Source organism: Pseudomonas sp. 39004 (assembly GCF_028682155.1).
Taxonomy (GTDB): Bacteria; Pseudomonadota; Gammaproteobacteria; order Pseudomonadales; family Pseudomonadaceae; genus Aquipseudomonas; species Aquipseudomonas capeferrum.
In genome coordinates, this window is record NZ_JANIAG010000004.1 from 21,552 (window position 1) to 38,061 (window position 16,510).

At 62.1% G+C, this 16,510-nt stretch carries 14 protein-coding genes; 6 read left to right on the plus strand and 8 right to left on the minus strand.

Features of this window, described 5'->3' with window-relative positions; genetic code table 11:
- Positions 1 to 9: 9 nt before the first annotated feature.
- The 7 genes from NP534_RS01235 to NP534_RS01265 all read right to left on the minus strand — a co-directional run bounded on the left by NP534_RS01235 (position 10) and on the right by NP534_RS01265 (position 9,032).
- Entirely contained in the window at positions 10 to 906 is an 897-nt protein-coding gene (locus tag NP534_RS01235; protein ID WP_033702359.1) for a peptidoglycan DD-metalloendopeptidase family protein, read from the minus strand.
- 148 nt (positions 907 to 1,054) lie between these two features.
- Entirely contained in the window at positions 1,055 to 1,951 is an 897-nt protein-coding gene (locus NP534_RS01240) for a response regulator (protein ID WP_274097481.1), read from the minus strand.
- Between the two features lie 165 nt (positions 1,952 to 2,116).
- On the minus strand, positions 2,117 to 2,887 hold the full coding sequence (gene phoU, locus NP534_RS01245) for a phosphate signaling complex protein PhoU (protein WP_033702363.1): 771 nt from the start codon (positions 2,885 to 2,887) through the stop codon (positions 2,117 to 2,119).
- Positions 2,888 to 2,981: 94 nt separating this feature from the next.
- Entirely contained in the window at positions 2,982 to 3,815 is an 834-nt protein-coding gene (pstB, locus tag NP534_RS01250) for a phosphate ABC transporter ATP-binding protein PstB (RefSeq protein ID WP_033702365.1), read from the minus strand.
- 102 nt (positions 3,816 to 3,917) lie between these two features.
- The gene (gene pstA / locus NP534_RS01255) at positions 3,918 to 5,588 is read right to left on the minus strand and encodes a phosphate ABC transporter permease PstA (RefSeq protein WP_274097482.1); all 1,671 of its coding nucleotides are present in this window, start codon (positions 5,586 to 5,588) and stop codon (positions 3,918 to 3,920) included.
- Between the two features lie 17 nt (positions 5,589 to 5,605).
- On the minus strand, positions 5,606 to 7,894 hold the full coding sequence (locus NP534_RS01260; protein ID WP_274097483.1) for an ABC transporter permease subunit: 2,289 nt from the start codon (positions 7,892 to 7,894) through the stop codon (positions 5,606 to 5,608).
- A gap of 139 nt (positions 7,895 to 8,033) precedes the next feature.
- The gene (locus tag NP534_RS01265) at positions 8,034 to 9,032 is read right to left on the minus strand and encodes a phosphate ABC transporter substrate-binding protein PstS (RefSeq protein WP_274097484.1); all 999 of its coding nucleotides are present in this window, start codon (positions 9,030 to 9,032) and stop codon (positions 8,034 to 8,036) included.
- Positions 9,033 to 9,598: 566 nt separating this feature from the next.
- Between NP534_RS01265 and rpsF the strand changes: the two genes are divergently transcribed.
- The 6 genes from rpsF to NP534_RS01295 all read left to right on the plus strand — a co-directional run bounded on the left by rpsF (position 9,599) and on the right by NP534_RS01295 (position 15,601).
- On the plus strand, positions 9,599 to 10,024 hold the full coding sequence (rpsF, locus tag NP534_RS01270) for a 30S ribosomal protein S6 (RefSeq protein WP_033701800.1): 426 nt from the start codon (positions 9,599 to 9,601) through the stop codon (positions 10,022 to 10,024).
- Between the two features lie 28 nt (positions 10,025 to 10,052).
- Positions 10,053 to 10,283, plus strand: coding sequence for a 30S ribosomal protein S18 (gene rpsR / locus NP534_RS01275; protein ID WP_003249563.1), 231 nt, complete (start codon positions 10,053 to 10,055; stop codon positions 10,281 to 10,283).
- A 34-nt stretch (positions 10,284 to 10,317) separates the two neighbouring features.
- A complete protein-coding gene (locus NP534_RS01280) occupies positions 10,318 to 11,181 on the plus strand; it encodes a hypothetical protein (protein WP_274097485.1) in 864 nt (287 codons plus the stop codon).
- A 20-nt stretch (positions 11,182 to 11,201) separates the two neighbouring features.
- On the plus strand, positions 11,202 to 11,648 hold the full coding sequence (gene rplI / locus NP534_RS01285) for a 50S ribosomal protein L9 (RefSeq protein ID WP_033701798.1): 447 nt from the start codon (positions 11,202 to 11,204) through the stop codon (positions 11,646 to 11,648).
- 113 nt (positions 11,649 to 11,761) lie between these two features.
- Entirely contained in the window at positions 11,762 to 13,159 is a 1,398-nt protein-coding gene (gene dnaB / locus NP534_RS01290; RefSeq protein ID WP_186652730.1) for a replicative DNA helicase, read from the plus strand.
- Between the two features lie 141 nt (positions 13,160 to 13,300).
- A complete protein-coding gene (locus tag NP534_RS01295; protein ID WP_274097486.1) occupies positions 13,301 to 15,601 on the plus strand; it encodes a YgiQ family radical SAM protein in 2,301 nt (766 codons plus the stop codon).
- Positions 15,602 to 15,644: 43 nt separating this feature from the next.
- Here NP534_RS01295 and NP534_RS01300 read toward each other — a convergent pair whose 3' ends face one another.
- A complete protein-coding gene (locus NP534_RS01300; protein WP_033701796.1) occupies positions 15,645 to 16,232 on the minus strand; it encodes a TIGR00730 family Rossman fold protein in 588 nt (195 codons plus the stop codon).
- Between the last annotated feature and the right edge of the window lie 278 nt (positions 16,233 to 16,510).

A 16,510-nucleotide genomic window follows, 5' to 3' on the forward strand; every position in this document is an offset into this window, starting at 1 on the left:
CCAGCCCGCTCAAGGGTTGCCGGCGGTGAAGTCCGGCAGCCCGCTGATTGGCCTGTCGAACTGATACGGTATCGACTCCAGCGCCAAGCCCACGTTGCGCTGCACCACAAAATGCAGGTGCGGTCCGCTGCTGTTGCCGGTATTGCCTGACTTGGCCAGCATCTGCCCCTGCTTCACCCGCTGCCCCTCGCCCACCACCACCGAACCGCGCATCAGGTGCAGGTACACGCCCATGGTGCCGTCCGCGTGCAGCACCCTGACGAAATTGCCCGAGGGGTTGCTGCCGCGCCCGGTCTGGCTGTTCTCGACCCTTACCACCACGCCTTCGCGTGCGGCAACGATGGTGGTGCCCTCAGGCATGGCGATGTCCATGGCGTAGCGCCCTTTGGGGCCGAAGTGGCTGAAACGGCCGTTGGGCCCCTGGCTCACCCGGAATGGCCCGCCAAGCCAGGGGAAGGCGTAGCGAAAGCCCTGCGGCCGCAGCCCCGGGTCGCCCATGGCTTGCAGCAGCGTCGAGCGGTAACCCAGCAACGTACCGGGGCGGCCCCTGAGCACGCTGAGCATTTGCGTTGAACGCCCTGGCAGCACCCTGCGCACGATACGGGGGGCATTGCCGCCCTGCGCGTTTATCAGCTTGTCCAGGTGCAACTCGACCTGCACCGGCACGTGCGACTCATTGCGCGCAGAGAAGCTGACGCCACCTTGGAAGACGACCGCGTTGAGCCGCACCTGGCTTTCCTGGTACTCGACCATGGATTCGCGCAGCTCCAGTGGCTTGGCGCCGGGGCCTGGCCGGTCGGAATAGGCCGCTACACCGTCGGCATCGGTGATCGGGTAGAGGGTCACGCCCAGGCTCGACGCCGAGGCCATGAGCAATGCACAGAACAGCAGCAGGCGGGCGGGCATGATAGTGGCTTTTTGACAGGTATGATCTGTCGAAGCCTAGCAGCGGCTTTTGCGGTGAGTATGACAGTTGGTCGGATGGTGATCGTCCGCTGTGGCAGCGGCCTTGCGTCGCGCAAAGCCGCACGCACCCACAGGAGGACAGTGGCTATCAGGCGCCGGGCGTGAAGTGCTTTTGCGCCGTGCCGCGGGCAATCAGCCGCGACAGATAATCGAGCTTCTGCGCATCCTGATCGACGAACTTGAACGTCAGCTGCAGCCAGTCGCTGTCGGGCTTGGGCTCCAGCGCCGCGACGGCATGCAGGTAACCGTTCAGCCGCGCAACTTCGGCGTTTTCGCCCTGTTCCAGGTCCAGTACCGCACCTTCTAGCACCTGCGGCAGCGCCTCGCTGCGGCGTACCACCAACAGCGCTTCCTTCAGGCTCAATGCCTTGATCACGCAAGGCTGAATCCCGCTGGCCAAGCGCAGCTGGCCTTGGCCACGGCCAGACGGTGCGGCTGTGGCTGTGGCTGGCGCAGATGCCTTCGCCAAAGGCTTCACCGGCGCTGGCGCAGGTGCCGCAACCTTGGCCGCTTGAGGGTTGCCGCCGGTCAAGGCACTCAAGGAATCATTGGCAAACGCCGAATTCACCCGCGCAGGCCCGGTTGCCATCAGGCTGTCGAGCTTGCCGATCTTGGCCAAGGCCTTCTTCACCTTGGTCAGCAACTGCTCATTGGTGAACGGCTTACCGACGAAGTCGGAAACCCCCGCCTGAATGGCCTGGATCACGTTCTCCTTGTCACCACGGCTGGTCACCATGATGAACTGCAGGCTCTTCAACGCGGGCTGCTGGCGGCACCAGCTGAGCAGCTCAAGGCCAGACATTTCCGGCATTTCCCAGTCGCACAGGACCAGGTCGAACGGCTCCTTGCCCAACATGGCCATGGCCTTGCGACCGTTGACCGCATCGTCGATGACCATGCCGGGAAAGGCATTGCGCAGGCATTTCCTGACCAGGTCGCGGATGAACGGGGCGTCGTCCACGACCAGTACATTGACTTTACTCATCGATACTCCTCTTGAATCCCGACTAGCCTACCGGCAAGCAATGGCCATTTGCCACAACTGCGCGTGTAGCGGGACTTCTTCACACCGTTCGCGGGTGCCTGGTGGCTGCTCGACCGCAAACGAAAACGCCCGGCCTAGGCCGGGCGTTGATGCTCGGGAGCAGTACTATTTATCGTCCGGTTCAGCCGGAACATTAGCGCTTTCAGCCTCTTCGACGGGGGTGCCCTGCACTTCCGCCTTCATGCGCTTGAGGCCCATGTGGCGGACGTCGGTGCCGCGTACCAGGTAAATCACCAGCTCGGAGATGTTGCGCGCGTGGTCGCCGATGCGCTCCAGCGAACGCAAGGCCCAGATGACGCTGAGCACCCGCGAGATCGATCGCGGGTCTTCCATCATGTAGGTCACCAGCTCACGCAGGGCGGTCTTGTACTCGCGGTCGATGGTCTTGTCGTACTGTGCCACCGACAGTGCCAGGTCGGCGTCGAAGCGGGCAAAGGCGTCCAAGGCATCGCGGACCATGTTGCGCACCTGGTCGCCGATGTGGCGCACCTCGACGTATCCGCGCGGCGACTCGCCCTCTTCGCACAGCTGGATGGCACGACGGGCGATCTTGGTCGACTCGTCGCCGATACGTTCCAGGTCGATCACCGACTTGGAGATGCTGATGATCAGCCGCAGGTCGGAGGCCGCCGGCTGGCGGCGGGCAAGGATGCGTACGCACTCCTCGTCGATGTTGCGCTCCATCTGGTTGATCTGCTCATCGACCTCGCGCACTTGCTGGGCCAGGCCCGAGTCGGCCTCGATCAGTGCGGTCACCGCGTCGTTGACCTGTTTCTCGACCAGGCCGCCCATGGCCAGAAGGTGGCTGCGCACCTCTTCAAGCTCGGCGTTGAACTGCTGGGAGATGTGATGCGTAAGGCTTTCTTTGTTGATCATCGTTTCGCTCCGCGAAAAAGCTGCAAGCCTCAAGCCGCAAGCTTCAAGTCGTTCGTGTTATCCCTTGGCCCCCGGCCTGCGGCTGGCAGACCGACTAGCCGTAGCGACCGGTGATGTAGTCTTCGGTCTGCTTCTTCGCCGGGTTGGTGAACAGGGTATCGGTATCCCCGAATTCGACCAGTTTGCCCATGTACATGAACGCGGTGTAGTCCGAAACGCGCGCCGCCTGTTGCATGTTGTGGGTCACGATGACGATGGTGTACTTGGATTTCAATTCGTAGATCAGTTCTTCGACCTTCAGCGTCGAGATCGGGTCCAGTGCCGAGCACGGTTCGTCGAGCAGCAGCACTTCCGGCTCCACGGCAATGGTACGGGCGATCACCAGACGCTGCTGCTGGCCACCGGACAGGCCCAGGGCCGAGTCATGCAGGCGGTCCTTCACCTCGTCCCACAGGGCCGCGCCCTTGAGTGCCCATTCGACCGCTTCGTCGAGGGTGCGCTTCTTGTTGATGCCTTGGATGCGCAGGCCGTAGACGACGTTCTCGTAGATGGTCTTGGGGAACGGGTTCGGCTTCTGGAACACCATGCCCACACGACGGCGCAGCTCGGCCACGTCCTCGCCCTTGCGATAGATGTTGGTGCCATACAAGTTGATGGCGCCCTCCACGCGGCAACCGTCAACCAGGTCGTTCATGCGGTTGAAGGTACGCAGCAGGGTCGACTTGCCGCAGCCGGACGGGCCGATGAAGGCGGTCACGCGCTGCTTGGGGATATTCATGCTGACGTCGAACAAGGCTTGCTTGTCGCCGTAGTACAGGCTCAGGCCCGGTACTTCGATGGCCACGGTCTCTTCGGCCAGGCGCAGGCTCTGCTTGTCGCGGCCCAGGGCAGACATGTCGATGCCGTGGGTATGGGATTCGTGCTGCATGGTCTCACTCCGTTTGTAGCTGCAAGCTTTAAGCTGCAAGCTGCAAGTTAGGGCAAAGCGGCACTCCTTTGGGAGCTTGCCGCTTGTGGCTTAAAGCTTCAATCAGTGGTCGAGGGCCTTGTACTTCTCGCGCAGGTGGTTACGGATCCACACTGCCGAGAGGTTGAGGGTGGCGATCACCAGCACCAGCAACAACGCGGTGGCGTACACCAGCGGCCGTGCGGCCTCGACGTTCGGGCTCTGGAAGCCGACGTCATAAATGTGGAAGCCCAGGTGCATGATCTTCTGGTCCAGGTGCAGGTACGGGTAGTTGCCATCGAGCGGCAACGACGGTGCCAGTTTCACCACACCCACCAGCATCAACGGCGCCACTTCACCGGCGGCGCGGGCCACGGCGAGAATCATGCCGGTCATCATGGCCGGGCTGGCCATTGGCAGGACGATCTTCCACAGTGTCTCGGCCTTGGTCGCACCCAGGGCCAGGGAGCCCTCGCGCACGGTACGTGGGATACGCGCCAGACCTTCTTCAGTGGCCACGATCACCACCGGCACCGCCAGCAGTGCCAGGGTCAGCGAGGCCCACAGCAGGCCCGGGGTACCCAGGGTCGGTGCCGGCAACGATTCGGGGAAGAACAGCCGGTCGATCGAGCCACCCAGCACGTAGACGAAGAAGCCCAGGCCGAATACGCCGTAGACGATCGCCGGTACGCCTGCCAGGTTGTTCACTGCAATGCGGATCAGGCGGGTCACCGGGCCCTGTTTGGCGTATTCGCGCAGGTACACTGCAGCCAGCACGCCGAACGGGGTCACGATCACCGCCATGATCAGGGTCATCATCACGGTACCGAAGATGGCCGGGAAGATCCCGCCTTCGGTGTTGGCTTCGCGTGGGTCGTCGCTGAGGAACTCCCAGACCTTGGCAAAGTAGGTACCCATCTTGGTCAGGCCGGACATACCGTTCGGCTGAATGGCGTGCACCACCTTGCTCAGGTTGATCTCCACTTCACGGCCGTTGCCGTCGCGCGCTACCAGGCTGTCGCGGGAGAAGGCCTGATGCAGGCCGCTGAGGCGGTCTTCGATGGCCTTGTAGCGGCTGTTCAGCTCGGCACGCTCGGCGTCCATGTCGGCCTGGGCGGCGGCGTCGAGCTTGCCGTCCAGTTCCAGCTTGCGGCTGTGCAGGCGCAGGCGCTCCAGGCCATGGTTGATGGCGCCAATGTCTTTTTTCTCGAGTTGCTGCAGCTCGCCGTTGAGCTGGTTGGCGCGCTTGAGGCGGGCCTGTAGCTCGTTCCAGGCGGCAGGGCCTTCGGCAACCACGCGGCCTTCTTCCTTGACGCTGACCAGGTAGCCGTAGAAGTTGCCCCACTCGCGACGTTCCAGCGCCATCAGGTCGGCCGGGCGTTGCTCGTCGACCAGCCACTCGCCCACCACCCAGGAGAAGTCGCTGCCGTTGAGGTCGCGGTTACCGACCTTGATCAGCTCACGGGTCATGAACTCCGGGCCCTGCTCAGGTACCGGCAAGCCGGCACCTTTGAGGCGGGCACGGGGCACCTCTTCTTTTTGCACCACTTCGCCGATGACGATGTGATCAGCTTGGCCCGGCACCTTGTAGGTGGCCTGGATCAGATCGGCCGGCCAGAAGTGGCCCAGGCCGCGCACGGCGATGACCGACAGCAGGCCGATGGTCATGATCACCGCCATGGCAACCGCGCCACCGCTGATCCAGACGCCAGGGGCGCCGCTCTTGAACCAGCCTTTGAGGGAATCCTTTTTCACGGATCTCTACCTTTCTATCAAAGCGACGAGTATTTCTTGCGCAGACGCTGGCGAATCAGCTCGGCCAAGGTGTTCATGACGAAGGTGAACATCAGCAGCACGAGTGCCGCCAGGAACAGCACGCGATAGTGGCTGCCACCGACTTCCGACTCCGGCATTTCCACCGCCACGTTGGCGGCCAGGGTGCGCATGCCTTCGAACAGGTTCATCTCCATCACCGGGGTGTTGCCGGTGGCCATGAGCACGATCATGGTCTCGCCCACCGCACGGCCCATGCCGATCATCAGCGCCGAGAAGATACCCGGGCTGGCGGTGAGGATGACCACGCGGGTCAGGGTCTGCCACGGCGTCGCACCCAGGGCCAGGGAGCCCAGAGTCAGGCTGCGCGGCACGCTGAACACGGCGTCTTCGGCGATCGAGTAGATGTTCGGGATGACCGCGAAGCCCATGGCGATACCGACCACCAGGGCGTTGCGCTGGTCGTAGGTGATGCCCAGGTCATTGGTGATCCACAGGCGCATGTCGCCGCCGAAGAACCAGGTTTCCAGGTAAGGGCTCATGGTCAGGGCGAACCAGCCGGTGAACAGGATCACCGGGATCAGGATCGCCGCTTCCCAGCCATCCGGGACGCGCAGGCGGAACGACTCGGGCAGGCGGCTCCAAGTGAAACCGGCAAGCAGGATGCCGAACGGCATCAGCAGGAACAGGCTGAACACACCCGGCAGGTGGCCTTCCAGGTACGGCGCCAGGAACAGGCCGGCGAAGAAGCCAAGGATCACCGTTGGCATCGCTTCCATCAGCTCGATCACCGGCTTGACCTTGCGGCGCATGCCCGGGGCCATGAAGTAGGCGGTGTAGATGGCGGCGGCAATGGCCAGCGGGGCTGCCAGGATCATCGCGTAGAACGCAGCCTTCAGGGTACCGAAGGTCAGCGGCGACAGGCTCAGCTTGGGCTCGAAGTCGGTGTTCGACGCGGTCGACTGCCAGACGTACTTGGGCTCGTCATAGTTCTCGTACCAGACCTTGCCCCACAGCGCGCTGAAGGAGACTTCCGGGTGCGGGTTCTTGAGGCTCAGCGGCAACAGCTTGCCACCTTCCTCGATGATGATGCGGTTGGCACGCGGCGACAGGGCCAGGATGCCAGCACCCTCTGCAGCCGGCTCGACCAGCAAGGTGCGGTGCGCGGTGCTGTGGAACACACCGAGCTTGCCGTCGGCGTCGAGGGCGATGAAGCCCTTGCGGCGCTCTTCGGCATCGATCTGGACGACCGGCGCACTGCCCATCTGGAAGCTGCGGATCAACTTGAAGCGCGACTCGCCATCGGGGTCACGGGCCATGAACCACTGGCTCAAACCACCCTTGGAGTCACCGAAGATCAGCGAGATACCGCCGACCAGCTGGCCACTGGCCGTGATCTCGGTATTGCCATCTTCCAGCAGCTTGTAGCGGCCGTTGAGGCTTTTGTCGCGCAGGCTGAAGACGTCGGCGGTGGCACGGCCGTTGACCACGTACAGCCACTGCTGACGCGGGTCGATGTAGATGGCCTTGACCGGCTCGGTCATCTGCGGCAGGTCGATACGGCTCTGCTCGCTGGTGACCTCACCGATCATCATGTTCTCTTCGCGGGTCAGCTGGGTGACCTGCAGGTGCGAACCGGTGGAGCCCGCCAGCATCAGGCTTTCGCCGTTGACGTTGACGCTCACGTGTTCCAGCGCGCGGCCCTGGTCGTCAAGCACGAACGCGTCCTTGCCGTAGGGGTAGTCGATGCCTGGGGTGATGGTTTTCTTGTTGTCCGGGTAGGTGATCTTGTAGGTGTGGTGGAACACCAGCGCCTGACCGTTGGACAGCCCCAGCACAACCAGCGGGCTACCCGGCTGATCGGTGCTGATCGAACTCACCTGGGTACCCGCCGGCAGCGGCAGGTCGACGCGTTGCAGCTCGGCACCGGTCTTGGTGTCGAAGAACAGCGCCTGCCCCTTGTCGGAAACCCGCATGCCCACCAGGTTCTGCTCTTCAAGCGCGATCATCAGCGGCTTACCGGCATCCTGTTGCAGCCAGGTCGGCTCCAGGGCCTTCTTGCTGGTCAGTTCGGCGCCCTGGAACAGCGGCAGCACCACGTAGGCCAGGTAGAAGAAAATCAGGGTAATTGCCGCCAAGACGGCAAGCCCGCCTACCAGTACATACCAGCGGGTCAGGCGGTCCTTGAGCGCACGCATGCGGCGCTTGCGTTGCAACTCCGGCGTGTTGAAATCAATCCGCACGGGTTGAGAATTTTGGGTCATGGTGGAGTTGGCCAGATCATTCATGCGCACACCCTAGCGGTCCCGTATGACAAAAACATGACAATGCAGTGACGCAAGAAAGCCCGAAGCGCAGGGATCCTGGCTTCGGACTGAAAATTCGTGGAGGAGGCCGGGCATCGGTACCGGCCTCTTCCTCAGTTACTTACTTCTTTGCAACGTTACCGGCGTGGGACAGGCCCAGGTCAGCCAGGGTCTTGTCGACCACTTTGGCCGGCAGCGGGATGTAGCCATCCTTCACCACGACCTGCTGGCCAGCTTGCGACAGCACCAGCTTGATGAACTCGGCGTCCAGCGGGGCCAGAGGCTTGTTCGGGGCCTTGTTGACGTAGACGTACAGGAAGCGCGACAGCGGGTACGAACCGTTCAGGGCGTTGGCTTCGTTGTCTTCGACGAACTCGCCGCCTTCTTTCTTGGCCAGGGCTACGGTCTTGACGCTGGCGGTCTTGTAGCCGATGCCCGAGTAGCCGATGCCGTTCAGCGAGGAGCTGATCGACTGCACGACCGAAGCCGAGCCAGGCTGTTCGTTGACGTTAGGCTTGAAGTCGCCTTTGCACAGGGCTTCTTCCTTGAAGTAACCGTAGGTGCCCGATACCGAGTTACGGCCGAACAGCTGCACTGGCTTGTTGGCCAGGTCGCCGGTCACGCCCAGGTCACCCCAGGTTTTGACATCGGCCTTGGCGCCGCACAGGCGGGTGGACGAGAAGATCGCATCGACCTGCGCCATGGTCAGGCCCTTGATCGGGTTGTCCTTGTGCACGAAGACTGCCAGGGCGTCTACGGCAACCGGGATGGCGGTTGGCTTGTAGCCGTACTTCTGCTCGAAGGCCTGCAGCTCGACGTCTTTCATCTTGCGGCTCATCGGGCCCAGGTTGGCGGTGCCTTCGGTCAGCGCGGGTGGCGCGGTGGAGGAGCCGGCGGCCTGGATCTGGATGTTTACGTTGGGGTATTCCTTCTTGTAGGCCTCGGCCCACAGCGTCATCAGGTTCGCCAGGGTGTCGGAGCCAACGCTGGAGAGGTTGCCCGATACACCGGTGGTTTTGGTGTAGGTCGGGATTGCTGGGTCGACAGCGGCTACCGCATTGGCGGTGGCAACGCCAGCGGCGGCAAAGGTAAGGGCCGCCATCAAACGCTTCAGTTTCATGCCTTGCTCCTAGCAGGAATATTGGGGGTGTTGGATGGATCGGGCCCAAGTATCTGCAGGCCGCATGAATACGATATGACTTCAATATGACAATTGGATGAAAGGCCATCACCGGTTGTCCGGGATGGCCTTTTCAAAATGTTGCTGGGCGAGGCGCCACACCGGATGCCACTGCGGCAGACACTACAGAGGCGCTTCGGCACGCGCTGAGATGTTACCTGTGGGAGCGGGCTTACCCCGCGAATGGGGGGACGCGGTGCCTGGCACCGGCTTCGCCGGTATTCGCGGGGCAAGCCCGCTCCCACAGGCCTACTGCAGCCTCAGCCATTGCAGTAATCCTGTGGGAGCGGGCTTGCCCCGCGAAGGGTTGGTGCAGGCAAAATATGTTTCTGGCTGTTCAAATAATCGCCAATCACCTTGCTTGTGCGCCACGCCTTCTCTACAATTGCGCCCCTTGCCGAGCTGGCAGGCGCTCATGTGCCTCCCCTCCATGGCAAGACATACAGTGTCATTCACTCCTTGTCTGACCAGCGTTCTGGCAGACTACTAACCCGTAAGGAGCATTCATGCGTCATTACGAAATCATCTTTCTGGTTCACCCGGACCAGAGCGAGCAAGTCGGCGGCATGGTTGAGCGTTACACCAAGCTGATCGAAGAAGATGGTGGCAAGATCCACCGCCTGGAAGACTGGGGCCGTCGTCAACTGGCCTACGCAATCAACAATGTTCACAAGGCTCACTACGTGATGCTGAACGTTGAGTGCACCGGCAAGGCCCTGGCCGAGCTGGAAGACAACTTCCGCTACAACGATGCCGTGATCCGTAACCTGGTCATCCGTCGCGACGAAGCCGTAACCGGTCAGTCCGAGATGCTCAAGGCAGAAGAGAACCGCAGCGAGCGCCGTGAGCGTCGTGAGCGTCCTGAGCATTCTGACTCCGCCGAAGGCGATGACAGCAATGACAGCGACTCCAGCGATAACGCTGACGAGTAATCCACGGACCTTTTGAGGAGCCTATTACATGGCACGTTTCTTCCGTCGTCGTAAATTCTGCCGCTTCACTGCTGAAGACGTGAAAGAGATCGACTTCAAAGATCTCAACACCCTGAAAGCTTACGTATCCGAAACCGGCAAGATCGTTCCAAGCCGTATCACCGGTACCAAAGCTCGTTATCAGCGTCAGCTGGCTACCGCTATCAAGCGCGCCCGCTTCCTGGCCCTGCTGCCCTACACCGACAGCCACGGCCGCTGAGACCGGGTCGTCGACAAGCAGTAAGGGATAAAGCATGCGAGCGTTAGCTGATTTCATCATGCGCGGTCGTGTGCAGGCCACCCTGGTGGTGGTCATCAGTGCAGTGTTACCGCTGTTGTTCTGGTTGAGTGCCGCTGCCGGGAGCCTCGTGCTTCTGCGGCGCGGGTTCAAGGATGCTTCAACGGTCATCGCGTTCGGGCTTTTGCCGGCGGTGGCCATCTGGGCCTTTGGCGACCCAAGCACCTTGCTGGTGCTGTTGGGGACGCTGGGGCTGGCCGCCTTGTTGCGTGCCGGGCATTCCTGGAGCCGGGTGTTGATGTCCAGTGTTGTGCTGGGGCTGGTCTACAGCCTCATCCTGGACACGGTACTGCGTGAAACCTTCGAGGTGTTGGCCAAGGCGCTTGTACAAGCCCTGCCACAAATCGAAGGCAAACCGGTGATCCCCGGTGAGCTGATCGGCCCTGTGCTGGTCGCTTCAACGGCGGTGATGCTGCAGCTGTTCAGCGTGCTGGCTTTGATGCTGGCGCGTTATTGGCAGGCTGCGTTGTACAACCCTGGAGGCTTCGGTCGCGAGTTTCGCGCCCTGAAGTTGCCGCGGGTCACCATGCTGACGCTGGTGGCACTGATGGTGCTGGGTCCGTTCATCGGGCCGCAGTTCATCGTCCTGGCCTCTGCATCCAGCCTGGTGCTCGTCCTGGCCGGCATCGCCTTGATGCATGGGCTGGTGGCACAGGGCCGACTGGCTGGTTTCTGGCTGGTGGGCATGTACGTGACGCTGCCGCTGATCATGCAGCTGATTTATCCGTTGCTCGTGGTTTTGGCCATTGTCGACAGCCTGATTGATTTTCGCGGTCGCAAGTCCCCTGAGGGGAATGACTCCGCGAACGGTGAAGGTTAAAAGTTAAGAGGTTTTACCAAATGGAACTGATCCTGCTGGAAAAAGTCGCTAACCTGGGCAACCTGGGCGACAAAGTAAAAGTTAAGGCTGGTTACGGCCGTAACTTCCTGCTGCCATTCGGCAAGGCCACCGTTGCCAACGCCGCCAACCTGGCTGCGTTCGAAGAGCGTCGCGCCGAGCTGGAAAAAGCAGCTGCTGACCGTAAAACATCGGCTGAAAGCCGCGCTGCCCAACTGGCCGAGCTGGAAGTGACCATCACTGCCACCGCTGGCGACGAAGGCAAGCTGTTCGGTTCGATCGGCACTCACGACATCGCTGACGCCCTGACCGCCTCCGGCGTTGAAGTGGCCAAAGCTGAAGTGCGTCTGCCGAACGGCACCATCCGTCAGGTTGGCGAATACGACGTGGCCGTGCACCTGCACAGCGACGTTGAAGCCACCGTACGCGTGGTCGTCGTAGCTGCCTAAGCTGCGCTGACTGGCTGGCCGTCCGCGGCCCAGCCGGTTAACATCGGGCACGGTCCTGTCTTCTGCAGGCCGTGCCCTTTGTCTTTTTCGTCCCCCAGAATCCTTTCGTGGCCATGAACGAGATCACCACCTCCGAACAGCTCGACCTGCAAACCGCAGCCCTCAAGGTGCCGCCGCATTCCATCGAGGCCGAACAGGCCGTGCTCGGTGGCCTGATGCTGGACAACAACGCCTGGGAGCGGGTACTGGATCAGGTCTCGGATGGCGATTTCTATCGGCATGACCACCGCCTGATCTTCCGCGCCATCCACAAGCTGGTCGACCTGAACCACCCGTTCGACGTGGTCACGTTGCACGAGCAGTTGGACAAGGAGGGCGTGTCGTCGCAAGTCGGCGGCCTCGCCTACCTGGCGGAGTTGGCCAAGAACACCCCGTCGGTGGCCAACATCAAGGCCTATGCCGCGATCATTCGCGAGCGGGCCACGCTGCGTCAGCTGATCAGCATCAGCACCGACATCGCCGACAACGCCTTCAACCCGCAAGGGCGCAACGCCGAAGAAATCCTCGACGACGCCGAGCGGCAGATCTTCCAGATCGCCGAGGCGCGGCCGAAGACCGGCGGCCCGGTGGGGGTCAACGAGCTGTTGACCAAGGCCATCGACCGCATCGACACGCTGTTCAACTCCGACAGTGACATTACCGGTATTTCCACCGGTTACACCGACCTGGATGGGAAGACCAGCGGCTTGCAGGCGGCCGACCTGATCATCGTTGCCGGCCGTCCGTCGATGGGCAAGACCACCTTCGCCATGAACCTGGTGGAAAACGCCGTGCTGCGCAGCGACAAGGCGGTGCTGGTGTTCTCCCTCGAGATGCCAGGCGAATCGCTGATCATGCGTATGCTCTCGTCGCTCGGGCGCATCGACCAGACCAAGGTGCGTTCCGGCCAACTGGACGACGACGACTGGCCGCGCCTGACCTCGGCGGTCAACCTGCTCAACGACCGCAAGCTGTTCATCGACGATACCGCCGGCATCAGCCCGTCGGAAATGCGTGCGCGTACCCGCCGCCTGGCTCGCGAGCACGGTGAGATCGGCATGATCATGGTCGACTACCTGCAGTTGATGCAGATTCCGGGCTCTTCCGGTGACAACCGGACCAACGAGATTTCCGAGATCTCCCGCTCGCTCAAGGCCCTGGCCAAGGAATTCAACTGCCCGGTCATCGCCCTGTCGCAGCTCAACCGCTCCCTGGAGCAGCGGCCGAACAAGCGCCCGGTGAACTCCGACTTGCGTGAATCCGGTGCAATCGAGCAGGACGCCGACGTGATCATGTTCGTTTACCGTGACGAGGTGTATCACCCGGAGACCGAGCACAAGGGCATTGCCGAAATCATCATCGGTAAACAGCGTAACGGCCCCATCGGTTTCATCCGCCTGGCCTTCATCGGCAAGTACACCCGCTTCGAGAACCTTGCGCCGGGCATGTACAACTTCGACGACGACGAATAACAACCCTGTGGCTCGGGCTTGCCCAGCCCCACGGGGTTATTCGTGTTGCAAATGAATCCGACAACCACCGTCGGATTTGATCAAAATTTGTGCTATATTCCGCGCCCGCGATTTCCCTGAACACCAGAACCGGTCACTGACATGCAAGCAGCCAAACCACTCTACGACTATCCCAAGTACTGGGCCGAATGCTTCGGGCCAGCACCGTTCCTGCCCATGAGCAGGGAGGAGATGGATCAGCTCGGCTGGGATTCCTGCGACATCATCATCGTGACCGGGGATGCCTACGTCGACCACGCGTCGTTCGGCATGGCCATCATCGGCCGCCTGCTGGAAGCCCAGGGCTTTCGGGTTGGCATCATCGCCCAGCCGAACTGGCAGTCCAAAGAAGACTTCATGAAGCTGGGCGAGCCGAACCTGTTCTTCGGCGTCGCGGCCGGCAACATGGACTCGATGATCAACCGCTATACTGCGGACAAGAAGATCCGCTCCGACGACGCCTACACCCCTGGCGGCATGGCCGGCAAGCGCCCAGACCGCGCCAGCCTGGTGTACAGCCAGCGTTGCAAGGAGGCCTACAAGCACGTGCCGATCGTGCTCGGTGGCATCGAGGCCTCGCTGCGCCGTATCGCCCATTACGATTACTGGCAGGACAAGGTCCGCCACTCGATCCTGATCGACGCCAGTGCCGACATCCTTTTGTATGGCAACGCCGAGCGGGCGATCGTCGAAGTCGCCCAGCGCCTGTCCCAGGGCGAGAGCATCGAGCACATCACCGACGTGCGCGGTACCGCGTTCGTGCGCCGTGACACGCCCCAGGGCTGGTTCGAGATCGACTCCACCCGCATCGACCGCCCAGGCCGGGTCGACAAGATCATCAACCCCTACGTCAACACCCAGGACACCCAGGCCTGCGCCATCGAACAGGCCAAGGGCGACGTGGAAGACCCGAACGAAGCCAAAGTGGTGCAGATTCTCGACAGCCCGGGCATGACCCGTGACAAGTCGGTGATTCGCCTGCCGTCGTTCGAAAAAGTGCGTAACGACCCTGTGCTGTACGCCCACGCCAACCGCGTGCTGCACCTGGAAACCAACCCAGGCAACGCCCGCGCCCTGGTGCAGAAACATGGCGAAGTGGACGTGTGGTTCAACCCACCACCCATCCCCATGACCACCGAAGAAATGGACTACGTGTTCGGCATGCCCTACGCGCGTATCCCGCACCCGGCCTATGGCAAAGAGCGCATCCCGGCCTACGAGATGATCCGCTTCTCGGTGAACATCATGCGCGGCTGCTTTGGTGGCTGCACCTTCTGCTCGATCACCGAGCACGAAGGGCGGATCATCCAGAACCGCTCCCACGAATCGATCCTGCACGAGATCGAGGAGATGCGTGACAAGGTGCCGGGCTTCACCGGCGTGGTCTCCGACCTCGGCGGCCCGACTGCCAACATGTACCGCATCGCCTGCAAGAGCCACGAGATCGAGAAGCACTGCCGCAAGCCGTCGTGCGTGTTCCCGGGTATCTGCGAGAACCTCAACACCGACCACAGCTCGCTGATCGAGCTGTACCGCAAGGCGCGTGCCTTGCCGGGCGTGAAGAAAATCCTGATCGCCTCGGGCCTGCGCTACGACCTGGCGGTGGAATCGCCGGAGTACGTCAAGGAGCTGGTCACCCACCACGTGGGCGGCTACCTGAAGATTGCCCCCGAGCACACTGAGCGTGGCCCGCTGGACAAGATGATGAAGCCGGGTATCGGTTCCTACGACCGCTTCAAGCGCATGTTCGAGAAGTACTCGAAAGAGGCGGGCAAGGAGCAGTACCTGATCCCGTACTTCATCGCCGCGCACCCGGGCACCACCGACGAAGACATGATGAACCTGGCCTTGTGGCTCAAGGGCAACGGCTTCCGCGCCGACCAGGTGCAAGCCTTCTACCCGTCGCCCATGGCGTCGGCCACGGCCATGTACCACTCGGGCAAGAACCCGCTGCGCAAGGTGACCTACAAGAGCGAAGGGGTCGAGATCGTCAAGAGCGATGAGCAGCGCCGTCTGCACAAGGCGTTCTTGCGCTATCACGATCCGAAGGGCTGGCCGATGCTGCGCGAGGCGCTGGAGCGCATGGGCCGCGCCGACCTGATCGGGCCGGGCAAGCACCAGCTGATCCCGTTGCACCAGCCGCAGTCCGACAGCTACCAAAGTGCCCGGCGCAAGAACTCGACCCCAGCTGGCAGCCACAAGGTGGCCAAGGAACAGAAGATCCTGACCCAGCACACCGGCCTGCCACCGCGCGGCAGCGATGGCAGCAAGCCGTGGGACAAGCGTGAGAAGGCCAAGGCCGATGCGTTTGCCCGCAACCAGCAGGCGGCCAAGGAGCGTAAAGAAGCGGCCAAGGGCGGCAAGGGTGGCAAGAAGCCGCGTCAGCCTGTCATTCCGCGCTGAGTGATTCATTGCGGGGCTGCAAAGCAGCCCCAAAATGCCAAGCTCAATCAGGCTGCTTGTCGACCCACTTCGGCACCACCGGCGCAACGAACTCGTTCATCCCGTCCAGCAGCGCATCCGGCTGCTGACCCAGCAGCAACATGGCCCGATGCTGCGGCCGCACGAAACCTTCTTCGACGATATGGTCGAGGAACCCGCCCAGCTTTTCATAGAAGCCATTGACATCGAGCAGGCCCAGCGGCTTGGCGTGATAGCCCAGTTGCCCCCAGGTCCACACCTCGAACAACTCCTCCAGCGTACCCAGGCCACCCGGCAGTGCAATGAACGCATCGCTGAGTTCGGCCATGCGTGCCTTGCGCGCATGCATGCCATCGACCACTTCCAGGCGGGTCAGGCCTTTGTGGCCGACCTCGGCGTCCAGCAGGCTTTGCGGGATGATCCCGACCACTTCGCCACCTGCGGCCATGGCAGCATCGGCGACGATGCCCATCAAGCCGACCGCGCCACCGCCATACACCAGGGTAAGCCCGCGTCGGGCGATGGCCTGGCCAAGGGCGACGGCCGCTTCACGGTAGGCAGGGTTGGCGCCGATGCTGGCGCCGCAGAAGACACAAACGGAACGTACAGGCATTGCTCATCTCCAGTCACTCAGGGTGACAGGGTACGGCGCCTGCCTGGCAGTTCCAAGGCCGCTTTCACTCCGGCCGGGAGAATTCACAGACGGCGCCAGTGGCGCCTTGGGCATAGGCGGCGAGCAGACTGTTCAGAAAGCTGGACATGGGCATTTGGTATTGCTCCTAAATGAGAGGTTGTCCCATCGTCTATTAAAAGGGCATGATGTGCCCTTAGATTGGTTGTATACAATCCATTGAACAATTCAACTGGCTGGCCACTTGACACCCCCTTGAC

Coding starts and splice junctions, on each gene's coding strand:
- NP534_RS01280 (WP_274097485.1), top strand. CDS start 10,318: ATGCGAGCGTTAGCTGATTTCATCATGCGCGGTCGTGTGCAGGCCACC.
- NP534_RS01235 (WP_033702359.1), bottom strand. CDS start 906: ATGCCCGCCCGCCTGCTGCTGTTCTGTGCATTGCTCATGGCCTCGGCG.
- NP534_RS01265 (WP_274097484.1), bottom strand. CDS start 9,032: ATGAAACTGAAGCGTTTGATGGCGGCCCTTACCTTTGCCGCCGCTGGC.
- rplI (WP_033701798.1), top strand. CDS start 11,202: ATGGAACTGATCCTGCTGGAAAAAGTCGCTAACCTGGGCAACCTGGGC.
- rpsR (WP_003249563.1), top strand. CDS start 10,053: ATGGCACGTTTCTTCCGTCGTCGTAAATTCTGCCGCTTCACTGCTGAA.
- rpsF (WP_033701800.1), top strand. CDS start 9,599: ATGCGTCATTACGAAATCATCTTTCTGGTTCACCCGGACCAGAGCGAG.
- dnaB (WP_186652730.1), top strand. CDS start 11,762: ATGAACGAGATCACCACCTCCGAACAGCTCGACCTGCAAACCGCAGCC.
- NP534_RS01295 (WP_274097486.1), top strand. CDS start 13,301: ATGCAAGCAGCCAAACCACTCTACGACTATCCCAAGTACTGGGCCGAA.
- pstB (WP_033702365.1), bottom strand. CDS start 3,815: ATGCAGCACGAATCCCATACCCACGGCATCGACATGTCTGCCCTGGGC.
- phoU (WP_033702363.1), bottom strand. CDS start 2,887: ATGATCAACAAAGAAAGCCTTACGCATCACATCTCCCAGCAGTTCAAC.
- NP534_RS01300 (WP_033701796.1), bottom strand. CDS start 16,232: ATGCCTGTACGTTCCGTTTGTGTCTTCTGCGGCGCCAGCATCGGCGCC.
- NP534_RS01260 (WP_274097483.1), bottom strand. CDS start 7,894: ATGAATGATCTGGCCAACTCCACCATGACCCAAAATTCTCAACCCGTG.
- NP534_RS01240 (WP_274097481.1), bottom strand. CDS start 1,951: ATGAGTAAAGTCAATGTACTGGTCGTGGACGACGCCCCGTTCATCCGC.